Below are 15,712 nucleotides of genomic sequence, written 5' to 3'. Positions count from 1 at the left end.
TCCTATTTACAAACCGCAGCAGCGAGCAAAGCTGAATCATAGAACTCCTGGCATTCACACACACGCTGCCCCCGGAACCTGCAGACAATCGCGACTGGTGTCTCAAAACGCTTTTGTGTGTCTTTGCAAACCCAAGCCGTGACCCCTAGGCCTACGACTCTGTCGCCTTCCGAAATTGTCTCAGTCATGGTCCAATGCTCCATTTCAAATGCGCTGGTCAGTTCGCTCAGATATGCATGAAGCTGTTCTTTGCCGCACCGGGCCGCGCTGAAGTCCAGACCGTGGCTGCCTTCGGCCATTGACCGCAACTCAATATCCTCGGTGACATAGTCGTCCCACATAGCCAGATCGCGGCCTTTGCAGGCGTTCCACTTTCCATAGGCTTCCCGCAGAATATCTGCCTGCGACTTTCCCATAACAATCTCCTCCGCACTCGTTACAACACAACCTCACAAGGCTGCGCCTTCCCCGCCCCTTTCGTCAAGCGTGTCTGGCTCCGAGCTTGCCCTTGACCGCCAGCCTGGCCGGCGTGGCGCTGGCGCAACCGGCCAGCTTTCCAATGTCCTGAGGATTTGCGCACCTGCCCGAATGGCGCTAAGTATGAATCACAGGTCCCGGATACCTGCCGCTCGCGGCCGCTGGCCATGGTGAAATCCGGACGAGGTTTATCCCGACGCCTGGGTGCACGCCCGGACAGCAACGCGAGCCCTGTCTGCAACGGCAATTGCACCCTTTCGCGAAAGGTACATCCATGCAGACATCCTCTGCCCTTCCACCGGTGCCGCAGCTCAAGGCCGAAGCCCGGCTCTTGCGCAAGCATTCCGAGGCCCAGGGCCAGCCCATCAGCCACAGCACCGCCCTGGAGCGGATCGCCCATTATTATGGCTTCCGCGACTGGAACACGCTCCACGCCCGCGCTTCCAACGCGCCGGAGCTGCAGGTGGGTATGCGGGTCGAGGGGCACTATCTGGGCCAGCCCTTCACCGGCTACGTCCACGGGCTTGCAACATGCGGCAGCAACGGCCACCGCCGGATTACCCTGCAGTTCGACACGCCGGTGGACGTGGTCCAGTTCGATAGCTTCTCGTCCTGGCGCCACCGCGTTTCCACAGTGATCGGCGCAGACGACCGCTCGCCGCAGAAAACCTCCAACGGGCGCCCGCATCTGACCGTCAGCCCGATGGCCTGATCGTTCGGTTTCATTCTGTTCCGAAACGAATGCGCGCCCCGCTCAGTGGGGCAGCGCCCCCGACCCTCTCAGCAAAGAAAAACCCCCGCAAGCATCACTTGCGGGGGTTCCCTGTTTTCAGCGACGTGTCAGCCGACAGGGATCAGTGCTTGCCCTTGTGCGGTGCCCACAGACGCTTGTTGGTCAGGTACAGCATCACCGACAGCAGGGTCAGGAACAGCACGCCGACAAAACCGGCCTGCTTGCGCGCCATCATCTTGGGCTCGGCAGTCCACATCAGGAAGGCCGCGACGTCCTGCGACATGGCTTCCACGTCGTTGGCGTGACCGTCGGCGAACTCCACCTGCTCATCCGACAGCGGCGGCGCCATCGAGATCCAGCCGCCGGGGAAGGCGGTGTTCTCATAAAAGATGGTGCCAGCCTCTTCCTTTTCCTCACCGGTGTATCCGGCCAGCAGCGAGGCGATGTACTCGGCACCGCCCATGCCCTTGAACAGCTGGTTGATGCCCAGGCCGTAGGGGCCGTGGAAGCCCGCACGCGCCTTGGCCATCATGCTGAGGTCCGGGGCGCCTGCGTTGTTGTTTTCCGGGAAGTGGTCGACCGGCTTGGCCGGGCGGTCCTCATCCAGTTCCGGATCGTAGACGCTGAAGTTGTCAGCTGCGTAGGCACGCACCTGGTCCTCCGGCAGCTGCGGGCCGCCTTCGTCTGCCAGGGTGCGCAGCGGCACCAGCTTCAGCCCGTGGCAGGCTGCGCAGACTTCGGTGTAGATCTGCAGGCCGCGCTGCAGCTGGTTGCGGTCGTAGGTGCCGAACGGGCCCTCAAACGAGAAGGCGTAGTCGGTGATATGCTGGTCGCCGCCGCCTGCTGCGTAAGACGCAGCAGGGATCAGGGCCAGAGCGAAGGCGGCACCGGTTGCCAGTTTCTTGAACATTGCTAGGTGTTCCTTCTTCTTACTCGGCAGGAGTGGCTTCAGCAGAAGACTTCTTGCCGTAGTGGGCGTCGAAATCCTCTTCGATAGTTGCGGGCTGCGCCAGCGGCTTCTCGATCACACCCAGCAGCGGCAGGATCACCAGGAAGTAGCCGAACCAGTAGGCCGATGCGATCAGCGAGAACGATGCATAGGGCTCTTCCGCCGGCATCGCGCCCAGCCACATCAGGGCAAAGAAGTCGACGACCAGCAGCGCGAACCACCATTTGAACATCGGGCGGTAACGGCCCGACCGCACGTTGGAGGTATCCAGCCAGGGCACCAGCGCCATTACGGCAATCGCACCGAACATCGCCAGAACACCAAAGAACTTCGCATCCACGATGCCGCCGGTCACAAAGGAGGCAAATTGCACCACCCAGACCTCAGAGGTGAAGGCACGCAGGATCGCGTAGAACGGCAGGAAGTACCATTCCGGAACGATGTGCGCCGGAGTCACCAGCGGGTTGGCTTCGATGTAGTTGTCCGGGTGGCCCAGGTAGTTCGGCATGAAGCCGACGATCGCCCAGAAGATCACCAGCACAACGGCCAGGCCCAGGAAGTCCTTGATCACGAAGTACGGCCAGAACGGCAGGGTGTCTTTTTCAGCTTCAGCTTTCGAACCCTTACGGACATCAACACCGGTGGGGTTGTTGTTGCCGGTGGTGTGGAAGGCCCAGATGTGCACGATCACCAGCGCTGCGATCACGAAGGGCAGCAGGTAGTGCAGCGAGAAGAAGCGGTTCAGGGTGGCGTTGTCCACTGCCGGCCCGCCCAGGAGCCAGGTCTGGATTGCTTCGCCGATGAACGGGATCGCGCCGAACAGGCCGGTGATCACGGTGGCCCCCCAGAAGGACATCTGGCCCCAGGGCAGCACGTAGCCCATGAAGGCGGTGCCCATCATCATCAGGTAGATCAGCATGCCCACAATCCAGGTGACTTCGCGGGGCGCCTTGTAAGAGCCGTAGTACAGGCCGCGGAAGATGTGGATGTAGACAGCAACAAAGAACAGCGAGGCGCCGTTCATGTGCAGATAGCGCAGCATATGGCCGCCGTTCACATCGCGCATGATGTGCTCGATCGAGGCAAAGGCCAGGTCGACATGCGGGGTGTAGTGCATCACCAGGACGATGCCGGTGACGATTTGCAGCGCCAGGCAGAAGGCCAGGACGATGCCCCAGATCCACCACCAGTTCAGGTTCTTGGGGGTGGGGATCATGATGGTGTCATAGATCAGGCCGACGATGGGCAGGCGGCTGTGCAGCCACTTTTCTGCGCCTGTCTTCGGCTCGTAATGGTCGTGCGGAATACCGGACATGAGCGCGTTTCCTTATCCCAGCTTGATGGTGTTGGCGTCGGTGAACTCAGCCACCGGCACGTGCAGATTTTCCGGCGCCGGACCTTTGCGGATGCGGCCTGCGGTGTCGTAGTGCGAGCCGTGGCAAGGGCAGAACCAGCCGTTGAATTCGCCGGCACCGTCGCCCAGCGGCACACAGCCCAGGTGGGTGCAGACACCCATCATCACCAGCCATTCGCCGGCGTCATCCATGGTCCGGTTCACGTCAGCCGCGTCGGTGCCCGGCTTGTTGGCGTTTTCCGACCGCGGGTCGATCAGCTCGGACAGTTCCACGGCACGGGCTGCCTCGATCTCTTCCGGGGTGCGGCGGCGGATGAACACCGGCTTGCCCAGGAACATGACCGAGATCTGCGTGCCAACTTCCACGCCGCTGACATCGACCAGGATCGAAGACAGCGCTTTGACGTCAGCCGAGGGGTTCATCTGGTTGACCAGGGGCCATACGGCGGCACCCGCGGTCACTGCCCCGGCGCCGGCAGTGGCGTAGTAGAGGAAATCTCTCCGGGTTCCTTCGTGGTCTTCTGCGTGGGACACGAGGTTTTCTCCAATTCCAGCGCCCGTTTAGGGCAAACATGCGCATGCACCGCGATTGCTCGCAGTGACTCAGGCGCGTGTCTAGCGGGGAGAAGCCGCTTCGTCCAGCGGTCATAGGCGCGCAGAAAGCCGCAGACGGCGATTCTGTCACGCCTGTGTGACAGTGCCGCACCCATATCGGCGCGGCACTGGTCCGTTTCAAGAGGCAGGGGTCAGGCTGCGGGCGGTTTTGTCGCCTGCATTGCAGGGCGCGATTCGAAATCCGCGAACCAATCCGCCAGAGCCTCGTTGCCCGGGCGCCAGTTTGTTTCCGGATGGCGGAAGTCCACATAGGCCAGCGCACAGGCCACCGCGATCTGGCCAATGTCCAGCGGACCATGCAGGTGGCTCATCCAGCGCGCATTGAGCGCCGCGCAGCCGTCCAGCACCTTGCTGCGCTGTGCATCCAGCCAGCTGTCCCACTGCTTGTCCTCAGGGCGCAGCCGTTTTTCATAGGACATCAGCACCGCCGCATCCATGATGCCGTCGGCGGTGGCCTCCAGCACCCTGCTGTCCCAGCCGCGGCTGTACAGCCTGCCGCCGGCGCGCTCATCCAGAAAGGCGCAGATCACCCGGCTGTCATACAGCGCCGGCCCGTCATTGCGCTCCAGCGCCGGTATCTTGGCCAGCGGGTTGCTGGCTTTCACATCCGGGCTCGGACTGAGCGGCGTGGTTGTGACGTCGTGGATCGCGACGTCCTCCAGCTGCCCGGTTTCATGCAGCAGCACCACAACCTTGCGGGCAAATGGAGATGCTTGGGAATAAGTGAGCCTCATGGGAAATCCTCCGCTGTTTGGCCGCAGCCTACTGCAAGCGGGACTGAGGGGAAGGGGCTAATGCAGCGCTGTGTTAAACTGGGTCTGTGTAACAAGTGACAGGAGCGCCACAATGATTATGCGGATATTCCAGGTTGTCATCCGCCCCGGCAAGGAAGCCGAGTTCAGCAAGTTCTTTCACGAAACTGCAATTCCGCTGATGAAGGGCACCGAAGGCATCGTCTCAGTGCTGCCCGGCGCACCGCGTTCCGAAACCCCGCGGGAATTCAGCTTTGTGATGGTGTGGAAGGATCTGGCGTCGCTCAAGGCTTTCGCGGGCGAGGATTACACCAGTCCTCATATCGACCCGGCGGAGGCCGAACTGGTCGAGTCGCGCAGCATCAAACACTATGACTTGGTCGAGACCTGACCCCAGACCGCAATTCCCGCTTGCGGGAATCTCCGCTGCTTGCCAAAGTCGCGCCGTTCTCAGGGCGGGGCGGAATTCCCCACCGGCGGTGAACGGGCCAGTCCCGTAAGCCCGCGAGCGGCTTCCAAGATTTTGGGAGTGTCAGCAGATCTGGTGCGACTCCAGAGCCGACGGTCACAGTCCGGATGGAAGAGAACGTGCGTCAGGACCGCCCTGGGCCTTTGCAGCCCTGCGCGTGCCTGCCGTTCGTGATCGCCTTGGGTGACGTGTCAAACCTATAGGAGATTACGAGATGACACACACCCGCTATGCCTTCATCAAGGCGCAATGGCACGCAGATATCGTGGACCGGGCGCTGGAGGGCTTTCTGCAGCTGATCCCGGCAGATCAAGTCGACGTGTTCGATGTGCCCGGTGCCTTTGAAATGCCCCTGCTGGCGCAGGAGCTGGCAAAGACCGGGAAATACGCCGCCGTGGCCTGCGCCGCCCTCGTGGTGGATGGCGGCATCTACCGGCATGATTTTGTCGCACAGGCGGTGGTCGACGGGCTGATGCGCGCCGGCATGGACACCGGAGTGCCGGTGCTGTCGGTCTCGCTGACCCCGCACCATTTCCAGGAAACCGATCATCACGTGGCCATCTACCGCGAGCATTTTGTTCAAAAAGGCCGCGAAGCCGCCAGTGCGGCACTGATGATTACAAAAACACGGGAAACGGCACCGGCGGCTTAACCCAAATACGCTTTCAAGGCCGGCGGCGGGTTGTCCAGCAGCTCCGCCGTCGCTTTGGGCGGGTGCGCCCTGCCGTCCGCCACCAGAACCACCTGATCCGCGATCCGGCGCGCATCATTCGGGTCATGACTGACCATCAGCACCGTCGCACCGCTTTCGCGGGCAAGCTCCGCCACCAGATCCAGCATTTCCGCCTTCAACGCCGGGCCAAGCGCGGCAAAGGGCTCATCCAGCAGCAGAATGTCCCGCCCCTGCACCAGCACCCGCGCCAGCGCCACCCGGCTTTGCTGCCCGCCAGACAGCGCCGCGGGCTTGCGCCCGCCCATGCCACCTAGGCCGACCCGCTCCAACGCCGCGCCGGCCCGTTTCCATTCCGCCTCGATCAGCCGCAGGTTTGCGTGCAGCCCCAAGCCTACATTCTGCGCTACGGTCAGATGCGGGAACAGGTTGCCATCCTGAAACAGCATGGCAACGGGCCGCTTGCCCGGCGCTTGACTGGCCAGGTCTGAATCATTCCACCAGATGTGCCCTCTGGTGACCGGCAGAAAGCCGGCAATCGCCTCCACCAGCGTGGATTTCCCGGCACCGGACGGGCCGATCACAGCCACGCAGGCACCGGATGCGATCTCCATATCCGCTTCCACCGCGTAACCGCCATTGATGATCCGGCAATTCTCAAGCCTCAGCATGCCAGCGCCCTCCACGGTCCAATATCCAGAATGCCCCCATCGACAGCAGCAAAAGCAGCAGCGCCGCACCCGCTGCCGCCTCCATCCGGTAAGCCCCCATCAGCCGGTAAATCTGCAGGGGAAGCGTTGCGAAATCCGGATCGGCAAACAGCGCCACCACGCCCAGATCGCCCATCGACAGGGCCGCGGCCAGTCCTGCGGCAAACCCCGTCTGCGCCCGCATCCGCGGCAGGTAGACCCGGCGGACAAAGGCCCAGCCCTGCATGTCCAGCGACAGCGAAAGGCGGCCATACCGCCCCAGAACCTCCCGCGCGCGCGGAACCAGAATGCGCATCGCAAAGGGCAGCGCCATCACCGCATTGACCAACGCCGTCACCGGCAGCGCCAAGGCAAACGGATCAGCCACCGGATAAATCAGGATGAACAGCCCGGTGCCGATCACCAGGGGGGAAGCTGCGAGGCCCAGAATGCCTGACAGCTCTGTCATGCCACTGCGCCCGGCCGCAACCGCAGCCGCCATCGGCAAGGCCAGCGCCAGCAGGATCGCGGTGCTGAGCACCGCTACCAGAATGGAATTTCCAGCGGCCTGCCAGACACTGCCATTCAAGGCTGCAAGCCCGGGCAGCCCCACCAGCACAATGGCCGCCAGCGGCAGCAGCAGAAATGCGGCGGACAGGACGATCCAGAAGCCATCCAACCCCAGTGCCACGGCACCCTGCCCGTCCCAGCGCCGCACCGCCCGGTCAAGGCCGGCACCAAAGCCCTCACCCGCCGACACCCGCAGCGCCACCAGCGCGGCCGCCCCGGTCAGCAGCAGCTGCAGGCCGGACAGCAGCGCCGCGCGGCCCAGGTCAAAGTCAAACCGGAACGCCTGATAGATAGCGAGTTCTATGGTGGTGGCCCGTGGTCCTCCGCCCAATGTCAGCGCCACCGCAAAGCTCGAAAGGCAAATGGCAAACACCACCGCCAACGCGCCGGGAACCACCCGCAGCAGCATCGGGCCTTCCAGCAGCCGCCACATCGCCAGCGGTCCGGCATCCAGCTGCGCCGCCAGACGGAAGCGTTCCGCAGGGATCTCCTGCCAGCCCTGCAGGATCAGCCGGGTCGCCAGAGGCAGGTTGAAGAAAACATGCGCCAGCACCACCCCGTGCAGCCCGTAGATCTGAACCGGCTCTAAACCGAAGGAAATCAGCCCCTGGCTCAGCCAGCCCGCGCGGCCAAAGACCGCCAGCAGGCCTAGAATGGCAACAATCACCGGCAGGATGAACGGCGCACCCAACAGGGCAATCAAAAGGCTGCGCCCCGGAAACCGCCGCCGCGCCAGCGCGCGGGCGACAGGGATAGAGAGCGCAACACTCAGCAAAGCCGACAGACCCGCTTGGGTCAGCGTGAACCGCAGCGCAGCCCAGTCGCTGGCACCAAACCCGCTGCCGGCCTCAGCCCTGAATGCAACAGCCCCAAGGGTTCCCAGGATCAGCGCCGCCACCAAAAGGGCCGCGCTGATACCGGGAGAGGCGCTTACTGGCTGAGCGCGTCGAGCCATTCGCCCAGCGCCGCATCGCGCACTTCCGCTGCCTCAGACTCGCTCAGCAGCAGCGATTTTTCCGGCGCAATCAGGGTTTCAAACCCTTCGGGCAGGCCTGCTGCCGGGGTCACTGCCGGATACATCCAGTTGGTGGTCGGGATGACCGACTGGAACGCATCCGACACCATGAAGGCCAGGAACTGGTCCGCCAGCTCCGGCTGGTCGCTGTTTGCCAGCTTGCCGGCAACTTCCACCTGCATGTAATGGCCCTCGTCAAAGGCCGCCGCCGCCTTGGAGCCGTCTTCCTCTGCAATCAGGTGGTAGGCGGGCGAGGTGGTGTAAGAGAGCACCATGTCGGCCTCGCCCTCCAGGAACATACCGTATGCCTCGGACCAGCCCTTGGTCACGGTCACGACGTTGTCAGAGAGCCCCCTCCAGATGTCCGGCGCCTCATCGCCATAGGCGGCCTTGACCCACAAAAGCAGGCCCAGACCGGGGGTGGAGGAACGCGGGTCCTGAATAACGATCTTCTTTTCACTGGCAGCCAGCGCCTTGAAATCCGCAGGCGCTGCCGCATCAGCGTTGTGGACAAAGGCAAAGTAACCCCAGTCATAAGGCACAAAGGTCGCGTCACTCCATGCGACCGGCAGCGCAAACTCGGCGCTGACCGAATGCTCGGCAAACAGGCCGGTTTCCTTGGCTGCCGCGGTCAGGTTGGTGTCGAGACCCAGCACCACATCCGCGTCGGACCGCTCACCCTCCAGCTTGACCCGCGCCAAGAGCGCCGCGCCATCACCCGCACCAACCAGTTTCAGGTCGCAGCCGCAGACCTCTTCAAACGCTTTTTCCACCGCCGGTCCGGGGCCCCAGTCGGAAACAAAGCTGTCATAGGTATAAACGGTGAGTTCGGGCGTTTCGGCAAAAGCGGCCGAGGCGCCAAGCAGTCCCGCTGCAAATGCAAGATGTTTCATGCCATCCTCCTTTGCGGCTTTGGGCAAGGGTGGAGGCTATCCAGTACCTTCCCTCCGCCGGTGTGATCCGGTTCAGGTTCAACGGGTGTCATCTCAGCGCCGCGGCGCACCCCGAGGTGGCGCGGACCATAGGGTTTGCGGTAGGGAAACACAAGCAACAGGCTTGGCTGGCCTTGCCGGAAGGAGAATCTGGACGGGTTCCCAGGTGCGCACTCAGGTCAGCAATTCTGACCAAATGTTTCGCGCGCGAAACATTTGGAGTGACTCGCTGTCCTTTCTGCTGCGTTAACCCTTTGCAGGATGCGCGGCCGTTTTTTCATAGCCCGCTCGCAGGACACCAAATGCCATACCGCGGTGCTGCGGCAACGGATGCCCCTTGAGGCGTTGCGCCGGGGCGGGTAAGCACGTCCCGCAAAGGAGACCGCGCCTCATGTCGATGAACAGCTTTGGACACCTCTTCCGCGTCACCACCTGGGGCGAAAGCCACGGGCCCGCGCTTGGCGCCACCGTCGACGGCTGTCCGCCGAATGTGCCGCTGGAGCCGGAAATGCTGCAGCAGTGGCTCGACAAGCGCCGCCCCGGCCAGAACAAGAACACCACCCAGCGCAATGAGCCGGATGCGGTGAAGATCCTGTCCGGCGTGTTCGACGGCATGTCCACCGGCACACCGATCCAGCTGATGATCGAAAACACCGACCAGCGGTCCAAGGATTACGGCGAGATTTCCCAGACCTTCCGCCCGGGCCATGCCGACATCACCTATTTCCAGAAATACGGTAACCGCGACTACCGCGGCGGCGGCCGGTCCTCGGCGCGCGAAACCGCGGCCCGGGTTGCGGCAGGCGGTGTTGCACGTGAAGCAATCAAGGCGCTGGCGCCGGGGCTGGAGATCAAGGGCTACATGACCCGGATGGGCGACCTGGAAATCGACCGCAGCCGCTTTGACTGGGACGCGATCGAACAGAATGATTTCTGGATCCCCGATGCAGGCGCGGTGCAGGAATGGGAAGACTATTTGCAAGGCCTGCGCAAGGCGCATGACTCGGTTGGTGCGGTGGTCGAGGTTGTCGCCCGCAATGTCCCGGCCGGCATCGGCGCGCCGGTTTACGGCAAGCTGGACACCGATCTGGCCGCCGCGATGATGTCGATCAACGCCGTGAAGGGCGTGGAAATCGGCGAGGGCATGAATGCCGCGCGGCTGAAGGGTTCGGAAAACGCCGATGAGATCTTCATGGGTGAAAACGGCCCGGAGTATTCCTCCAACCACGCCGGCGGCATTCTGGGCGGTATTTCCACCGGGCAGGATGTTGTGGTGCGTTTCGCGGTCAAGCCGACCTCCTCGATCCTCACCCCGCGCCAGTCGATCCGCAAGGACGGCTCGGCAGTGGAGGTGATCACCAAGGGCCGCCACGACCCCTGCGTCGGCATCCGCGCGGTGCCAGTGGCCGAGGCGATGATGGCCTGCGTGATCCTGGACCATCTGCTGCTGCACCGCGGCCAGATCGGTGAGAATCAAGGCCGGATCGGCTGAACCGCTGACCTCTGACCTCTGACAGGACCGGTTGCGAAGGACCGCAAAACCAAGCAGGTTTTGCACAGTGCTTTTCACATCCGGTCCTTTGAAATGCTGATTACCCTGGCCGTTTCCGGCTACCGCTCGATACGCGACGCAACCCTGCCGCTGGAGCAGCTCACCGTGGTGAGCGGCGCCAATGGTGCAGGCAAATCCTCGCTCTACCGCTCACTGCGGTTGCTGGCAGAGGTGGCGCAGGGACGCGCCATTGCTTCGCTGGCCGCCGAGGGCGGGCTGGAATCGACGCTGTGGGCCGGGCCGGAACACATCAGCGCCCGGATGCGGCGCGGCGAAGTCCCCATCGAAGGCACCCGGCGCAAGGGATCTGTGGCTCTGAAACTGGGGTTTTCGGCTGAGGACTACGGCTATGCAGTGGATCTGGGCCTGCCCGCACCGGTGCCGCGCACGATGTTCGGCAATGACCCTGAGATCAAATCCGAAGCGCTATGGGTCGGTGAGAGCCTGGGCCGCGCCAACAGCCTTGCCGAACGCCGCGGCGCAGTGGTGACAGGCCGGGACGCCAGCGGCCGCCGGGTGGAGCTGTCGCGCGACTTGCGCCCCTTTGACAGCATGATGACCCATGCCGCTGATCCTGTGCAGGCGCCCGAGATGCTATCCCTGCGGGAGCGGATGCGCGGCTGGCGATTCTATGACAGCCTGCGCACCGACCGGGACTCACCGGCCCGGCGCCCGGCCGTTGGCACCCGCACCCCTGCACTGGCGGGCGACGGGGCGGACCTGGCCGCTGCAATTGCCACCCTGCGGGAAATCGGTGACGGACCGGGTTTTGACGCGGCCATCGAGGATGCCTTCCCGGGCGCCAGCGTCGATGTCTCGCTGCAGGGCGGGCTTTTTACGGTGGAGATGCAGCAGCATGGTCTTTTGCGGCCGCTGTCGGCGGCAGAGCTGTCGGACGGCACTTTGCGGTATGTGCTGCTCGCCACTGCTCTGCTGACCCCGCGCCCGCCGGAGCTGATGGTGCTGAACGAACCCGAAACCAGCCTGCACCCCGATCTGATTGCCCCCTTGGCACGGCTGATCAAACGCGCGAGCCGCGACAGCCAGATCATCGTGGTCTCCCACAACAGCCATCTAGCCCGAGAACTGGAGGACGCGGGGGCATTGTCCGTAATCCTGCAGAAGGAATTTGGTGAAACCCGCATTGAAGACCTGGAGCCGCCGCGCTGGAGCTGGCCGAAACGCTGACGCTCAACCGTGGTCGCCCGCGCATTGGCTGTGATCGCCCAGCGCCGTCAGCACCTTGCAGCAGCCGCCGTTGCCGCCGTCGCACAGGGTGCTGATACGCTCCAGCTCGGACGCCAGCTGTTCCAGCTGGCGGATCCGGTCCCGGACATTGGACAGCTGGCTGCGGGCAATCCGGTCCGCCTCGGCGCAATCTTCGCCCAGCTGACCGTCCAGCCCCATCAGCGCCTTGATATCGTCGAGCGGGAACCCAAGGTCGCGCGCGTGTTTAATGAACCCCAAGGCCTCTATCCCGTTCTGCCCGTAGCGGCGCTGGTTGCCGGCGTTGCGGCCCGGCTGCGGCAGCAGGCCGATTTCCTCGTAGTATCGGATGGTGGGAACCTTCACCCCGGTCGCCTTGGACAGCTGGCCGATGGAAAACATTTGTAAAACCTCTTGAAGCTCTAGTGACTAGAGGCCCTACATTGATCTCGAATCAGGAATGAGGACAAGAGAAATGGCAGGCTGCTGCAATCACAACGCCCGGTTTGACGGGGTCTCGGCAGACTATAAACGCAGGCTTTGGCTGGTGATCGCCATCAATGCCGGCATGTTCGCGGTGGAAATGGGCGCAGGGCAAATGTCCGGCAGCCAGGCGCTGAAGGCGGACGCCCTGGATTTTCTGGGCGACGCACTGACCTATGGAATTTCGCTGGCAGTGATCGGCGCCAGCTTACGCACCCGGGCGCTGGCGGCCCTGGGCAAGGGCATCAGCCTGTTGCTGATGGGTCTGTGGGTGTTTGGCTCCACGGTCTATCAGGTGTTCTACGTCGGCGTGCCGCAGGCGCAGATCATGGGCGTGATCGGCTTCATGGCGCTGGCGGCCAACCTGATTTCGGTGATGCTGCTGGCCCGCTACAAGGACGGCGATGCCAATGTGCGCTCTGTCTGGCTGTGTTCGCGCAATGACGCGATTGGCAATGTCGCGGTGATGATTGCGGCGCTTGGCGTCTGGGGCACCGCAACCGGCTGGCCGGACCTGATCGTCGCCGGCATCATGGGCGGGCTGTTCCTGAGCTCTGCCTCCCAGATCCTGGTGCAAGCGATCCGGGAATGGCGCGAGGAAGAGGCGCACGCAGAAGCGCACCAGCACTAAGAACTGAGGGCTGCGACTGTCTGCGCAGACGCAGCCCGGCCTCCCGGCTAAACAAAACTATGAATTCAGGCGAACAGCCCTGCGTATTCCTCGCGCAGGGCTTTCTTCTGCACCTTGCCCATGGTGTTGCGCGGCAGGGCGTTCAGCAGAATGATCTCCTTGGGCTGCTTGAACCTGGCTAGCCGGCCGGACAGCGCCGCCTTGATAACCTCCGCACTTGTGCCGTCTGCCTGCGGGACCACCACAGCCACCACACCCTCGCCGAAATCAGGATGCGGCACGCCGATCACCGCGCTTTCCAGCACGCCGGGCAGGTCATCAATCAGGCTCTCAACCTCCTTGGGATAGACATTGAAGCCGCCGGTGATGATCAGATCCTTCTCACGCCCGACAATGGTCACATAGCCATCCGCGTCGAGCCGGGCCATGTCGCCGGTGATGAACCAGCCATCGGCCTGCAGCTCCTCCGCCGTCTTCTCCGGCATCTGCCAGTAGCCCTGGAACACGTTCGGCCCGCGCACCTCCAGCACACCGGTCTCTCCCGCGGGCACCTCCGCGCCGTCCTGCATCACCCGCGCCTCCACGCCCGGCAGCGGGAACCCGACAGTGCCCGCACGCCGTTCGCCCTCATAGGGGTTCGAGGTGCTCATGTTGGTTTCCGTCATCCCGTAACGTTCCAGGATGCGGTGTCCGGTGCGCGCCTCCCATTGCTCATGGGTATCCACCAGCAAAGGCGCAGAGCCGGAGATGAACAGGCGCATGTTTGCAGCACGCTCGCGCGTCAGCCGCACGTCCGCCAGCAGGCGGGTATAGAAGGTCGGCACCCCCATCAGCGCCGTCGCCGCGGGCATCGCCTCCAGAATGGCATCGGCATCAAAGCCCGGCAGAAACACCACCTGAGCACCTGCGAACAGCGCCACATTGGTCGCCACAAACAGCCCATGCGTGTGGAAGATCGGCAGCGCGTGGATCAGCACATCGTCCTTGGTGAACCGCCAGTACTCCCGCAGGGTCAAAGAGTTGGACGCAAGATTGTCATGGCTCAGCATCGCCCCCTTGGACCGGCCCGTGGTTCCGGAGGTGTAGAGGATCGCCGCCAGATCGCCGGCCTGCCGCGTAACCGCGTCAAACCCGGATTGGCCGTCCGCCAGTTCACGCAAGCTCCCCTGCCCGTTGGCGTCCAGCGTCAGCACCTGAGCTTCGCCTGCGATGGTGCCGATTTCCTCCAGCCGCGCCGGGTCGCAGACCACCACGCGCGGAGAGGCATCGCCAACAAAATAGGCCACCTCCGGCCCGGTGTAGGCGGTGTTCAAGGGCAGGAAGATGCCGCCAGCCATGACGGTGCCAAGGTAAAGCTCAATCGCCTGAATGGTTTTCCGGACCTGCACCGCCACCCGGTCGCCGGGCTGCACGCCTTGGGCGGCCAAAGCTGCTGCCATCCGCTCTGCCCCGGCAAACAGCGCACCGAATGTGACCGTGCCGCCGTCCGGCAGCCGGGCGAAAACCGCGTCCTCGCGCCCCAGCGAGGACGCGCGCAGCTGGCGGATCAGGTGGTTGGCGTCATACATCGGCGGCTCCTTCATCTGGCGGCGCCATTTGCGCGCTCCTGCCGGCTGAAATCAAGCCATTGATCTTTGCGGCGCTTGGGCGCAGGGTCGCGCCATGGCGAAATCCTTAACATCGCATCGGCCTGTACTGGCGATCCTGCTGAAGGTGACCGCCATAGCGCTGTTCACCGCGCTGTCCGGGATTATCAAGGCCACCTCGGAAACCATACCGGCAGGCGAGGCTGTGTTCTTCCGCTCCTTCTTTGCCATTCCAGTCATCGTGGCCTGGCTTGCCGCGCGCGGAGAGCTGCGGCACGGACTGATCACCAAAAAGCCGATGTTTCACGTGTGGCGCGGGCTGGTCGGCACCTCGGCGATGGGCATGACCTTCATGGGGCTGGCTCTGTTGCCGCTGCCGGAGGTCACCGCCATTGGCTATGCCACGCCGATCTTCACCCTGATCCTCGCGGCGCTGTTCCTGGGAGAGACCATCCGCATGGTGCGGATCAGCGCGGTGGCCATCGGCCTTTTGGGCGTTCTCATCATGATCTGGCCGCGCTTGGGCGGCGATCTGGAGGACGGCGCCATGCTGGGGGTGCTGCTGGTGGTGGGAGCCACAGTCGCCCGCGGCTTTGTGCAGATCCACATCCGCCGCATGGTGCAATCCGAGCACACCGCGGCAATCGTGTTCTACTTCTCGCTGACTGCTTCCGGCCTCGCGCTGCTGACCGCGCCCTTCGGCTGGGTGATGCCTGACGGGCAAACCGCCGCGCTGCTGGTCAGCGCCGGGCTGGTCGGCGGGGTGGCTCAGATCCTGGTCACGTCCTCCTACCGTTTTGCCCCGGCATCGATGCTGGCACCCTACGATTACGCCTCGATGCTCTTTGCCATCGTCATCGGCTATGTCTGGTTCGATGAGTGGCCGACGCTGGTGATGCTGGCCGGTGCGGCGCTGGTGATCGCCGGCAATGTACTGGTGATCTGGCGCGAGCACCGGCTGGGGCTGCAGCGCGGCAAGGCCCGTGCCGCAAGCAACCCAAAAGGCGTATGACAGACTCTAACAAAGCT

General features: G+C 63.6%; 17 protein-coding genes and 2 riboswitches. Of the genes, 7 read left to right on the top strand and 10 right to left on the bottom strand.

Annotated features, from left to right (window positions below; genetic code table 11):
• Nucleotides 1–2: 2 nt before the first annotated feature.
• Nucleotides 3–416, bottom strand: a complete 414-nt coding sequence (locus AC5STB_RS07095; RefSeq protein ID WP_495442261.1) for a nuclear transport factor 2 family protein — start codon at nt 414–416, stop codon at nt 3–5.
• 335 nt (nt 417–751) lie between these two features.
• Between AC5STB_RS07095 and AC5STB_RS07090 the strand changes: the two genes are divergently transcribed.
• Nucleotides 752–1,189: a glyoxalase superfamily protein gene (locus tag AC5STB_RS07090; RefSeq protein ID WP_495442260.1), complete on the top strand. Its 438-nt coding sequence runs from the start codon at nt 752–754 to the stop codon at nt 1,187–1,189.
• Nucleotides 1,190–1,331: 142 nt separating this feature from the next.
• Here the strand turns inward: AC5STB_RS07090 and AC5STB_RS07085 are convergent, their stop codons facing one another.
• From AC5STB_RS07085 to AC5STB_RS07070, 4 genes are all read right to left on the bottom strand, one after another.
• A complete protein-coding gene (locus AC5STB_RS07085; protein WP_495442259.1) occupies nt 1,332–2,120 on the bottom strand; it encodes a cytochrome c1 in 789 nt (262 codons plus the stop codon).
• A 19-nt stretch (nt 2,121–2,139) separates the two neighbouring features.
• Nucleotides 2,140–3,474: a cytochrome b gene (gene petB, locus AC5STB_RS07080; RefSeq protein ID WP_495442258.1), complete on the bottom strand. Its 1,335-nt coding sequence runs from the start codon at nt 3,472–3,474 to the stop codon at nt 2,140–2,142.
• Between the two features lie 12 nt (nt 3,475–3,486).
• The gene (petA, locus tag AC5STB_RS07075) at nt 3,487–4,047 is read right to left on the bottom strand and encodes a ubiquinol-cytochrome c reductase iron-sulfur subunit (protein WP_495442257.1); all 561 of its coding nucleotides are present in this window, start codon (nt 4,045–4,047) and stop codon (nt 3,487–3,489) included.
• A 212-nt stretch (nt 4,048–4,259) separates the two neighbouring features.
• Nucleotides 4,260–4,862, bottom strand: a complete 603-nt coding sequence (locus AC5STB_RS07070; protein ID WP_495442256.1) for a glutathione S-transferase — start codon at nt 4,860–4,862, stop codon at nt 4,260–4,262.
• 112 nt (nt 4,863–4,974) lie between these two features.
• Here AC5STB_RS07070 and AC5STB_RS07065 point away from each other — a divergent pair, with 112 nt between their 5' ends.
• The gene (locus AC5STB_RS07065; RefSeq protein WP_495442255.1) at nt 4,975–5,271 is read left to right on the top strand and encodes an antibiotic biosynthesis monooxygenase family protein; all 297 of its coding nucleotides are present in this window, start codon (nt 4,975–4,977) and stop codon (nt 5,269–5,271) included.
• A 51-nt stretch (nt 5,272–5,322) separates the two neighbouring features.
• A riboswitch (FMN riboswitch) is annotated at nt 5,323–5,472 on the top strand.
• A 91-nt stretch (nt 5,473–5,563) separates the two neighbouring features.
• Nucleotides 5,564–6,001 carry a 6,7-dimethyl-8-ribityllumazine synthase gene (locus tag AC5STB_RS07060; RefSeq protein ID WP_495442254.1) on the top strand — a complete coding sequence of 146 codons (438 nt, stop codon included), beginning with the start codon at nt 5,564–5,566 and terminating at the stop codon, nt 5,999–6,001.
• Here AC5STB_RS07060 and AC5STB_RS07055 read toward each other — a convergent pair.
• Genes AC5STB_RS07055 through thiB form a run of 3 tightly spaced genes read right to left on the bottom strand, consistent with a single transcriptional unit; the run spans nt 5,998 to nt 9,186 of the window.
• Entirely contained in the window at nt 5,998–6,690 is a 693-nt protein-coding gene (locus AC5STB_RS07055) for a thiamine ABC transporter ATP-binding protein (protein ID WP_495442253.1), read from the bottom strand. The two genes, AC5STB_RS07060 and AC5STB_RS07055, sit on opposite strands and share 4 nt — an antisense overlap.
• The gene (locus tag AC5STB_RS07050; protein WP_495442252.1) at nt 6,677–8,233 is read right to left on the bottom strand and encodes a thiamine/thiamine pyrophosphate ABC transporter permease ThiP; all 1,557 of its coding nucleotides are present in this window, start codon (nt 8,231–8,233) and stop codon (nt 6,677–6,679) included. Before AC5STB_RS07050 ends, AC5STB_RS07055 begins: the two co-directional genes overlap by 14 nt.
• On the bottom strand, nt 8,209–9,186 hold the full coding sequence (thiB, locus tag AC5STB_RS07045) for a thiamine ABC transporter substrate binding subunit (RefSeq protein WP_495442251.1): 978 nt from the start codon (nt 9,184–9,186) through the stop codon (nt 8,209–8,211). The genes AC5STB_RS07050 and thiB overlap by 25 nt, the downstream gene beginning before the upstream one ends.
• A 32-nt stretch (nt 9,187–9,218) precedes the next feature.
• A riboswitch (TPP riboswitch) is annotated at nt 9,219–9,310 on the bottom strand.
• Between the two features lie 306 nt (nt 9,311–9,616).
• Between thiB and aroC the strand changes: the two genes are divergently transcribed.
• Complete coding sequence (gene aroC, locus AC5STB_RS07040; RefSeq protein WP_495442250.1) at nt 9,617–10,717, top strand: chorismate synthase; 1,101 nt, start codon at nt 9,617–9,619, stop codon at nt 10,715–10,717.
• Nucleotides 10,718–10,810: 93 nt separating this feature from the next.
• Nucleotides 10,811–11,965, top strand: coding sequence for an AAA family ATPase (locus tag AC5STB_RS07035; RefSeq protein WP_495442249.1), 1,155 nt, complete (start codon nt 10,811–10,813; stop codon nt 11,963–11,965).
• Between the two features lie 3 nt (nt 11,966–11,968).
• On the opposite strand, the gene AC5STB_RS07030 is transcribed toward AC5STB_RS07035, so the two are convergent.
• Nucleotides 11,969–12,385, bottom strand: coding sequence for a MerR family transcriptional regulator (locus tag AC5STB_RS07030; protein WP_495442248.1), 417 nt, complete (start codon nt 12,383–12,385; stop codon nt 11,969–11,971).
• Nucleotides 12,386–12,458: 73 nt separating this feature from the next.
• Between AC5STB_RS07030 and AC5STB_RS07025 the strand changes: the two genes are divergently transcribed.
• On the top strand, nt 12,459–13,097 hold the full coding sequence (locus AC5STB_RS07025) for a cation efflux transmembrane domain-containing protein (RefSeq protein WP_495442247.1): 639 nt from the start codon (nt 12,459–12,461) through the stop codon (nt 13,095–13,097).
• Nucleotides 13,098–13,162: 65 nt separating this feature from the next.
• On the opposite strand, the gene AC5STB_RS07020 is transcribed toward AC5STB_RS07025, so the two are convergent.
• Nucleotides 13,163–14,665: a malonate--CoA ligase gene (locus AC5STB_RS07020; protein ID WP_495442246.1), complete on the bottom strand. Its 1,503-nt coding sequence runs from the start codon at nt 14,663–14,665 to the stop codon at nt 13,163–13,165.
• A gap of 94 nt (nt 14,666–14,759) precedes the next feature.
• On the opposite strand from AC5STB_RS07020, the gene AC5STB_RS07015 reads away from it, so the two are divergent.
• Nucleotides 14,760–15,695, top strand: coding sequence for a DMT family transporter (locus tag AC5STB_RS07015; protein ID WP_495442245.1), 936 nt, complete (start codon nt 14,760–14,762; stop codon nt 15,693–15,695).
• Nucleotides 15,696–15,712: the final 17 nt, after the last annotated feature.

The organism is Leisingera sp. CC-HEC093 (assembly GCF_059429195.1).
Note: the sequence above shows the minus strand (reverse complement) of the source record. Positions and strands in the feature narration are given on the sequence as shown.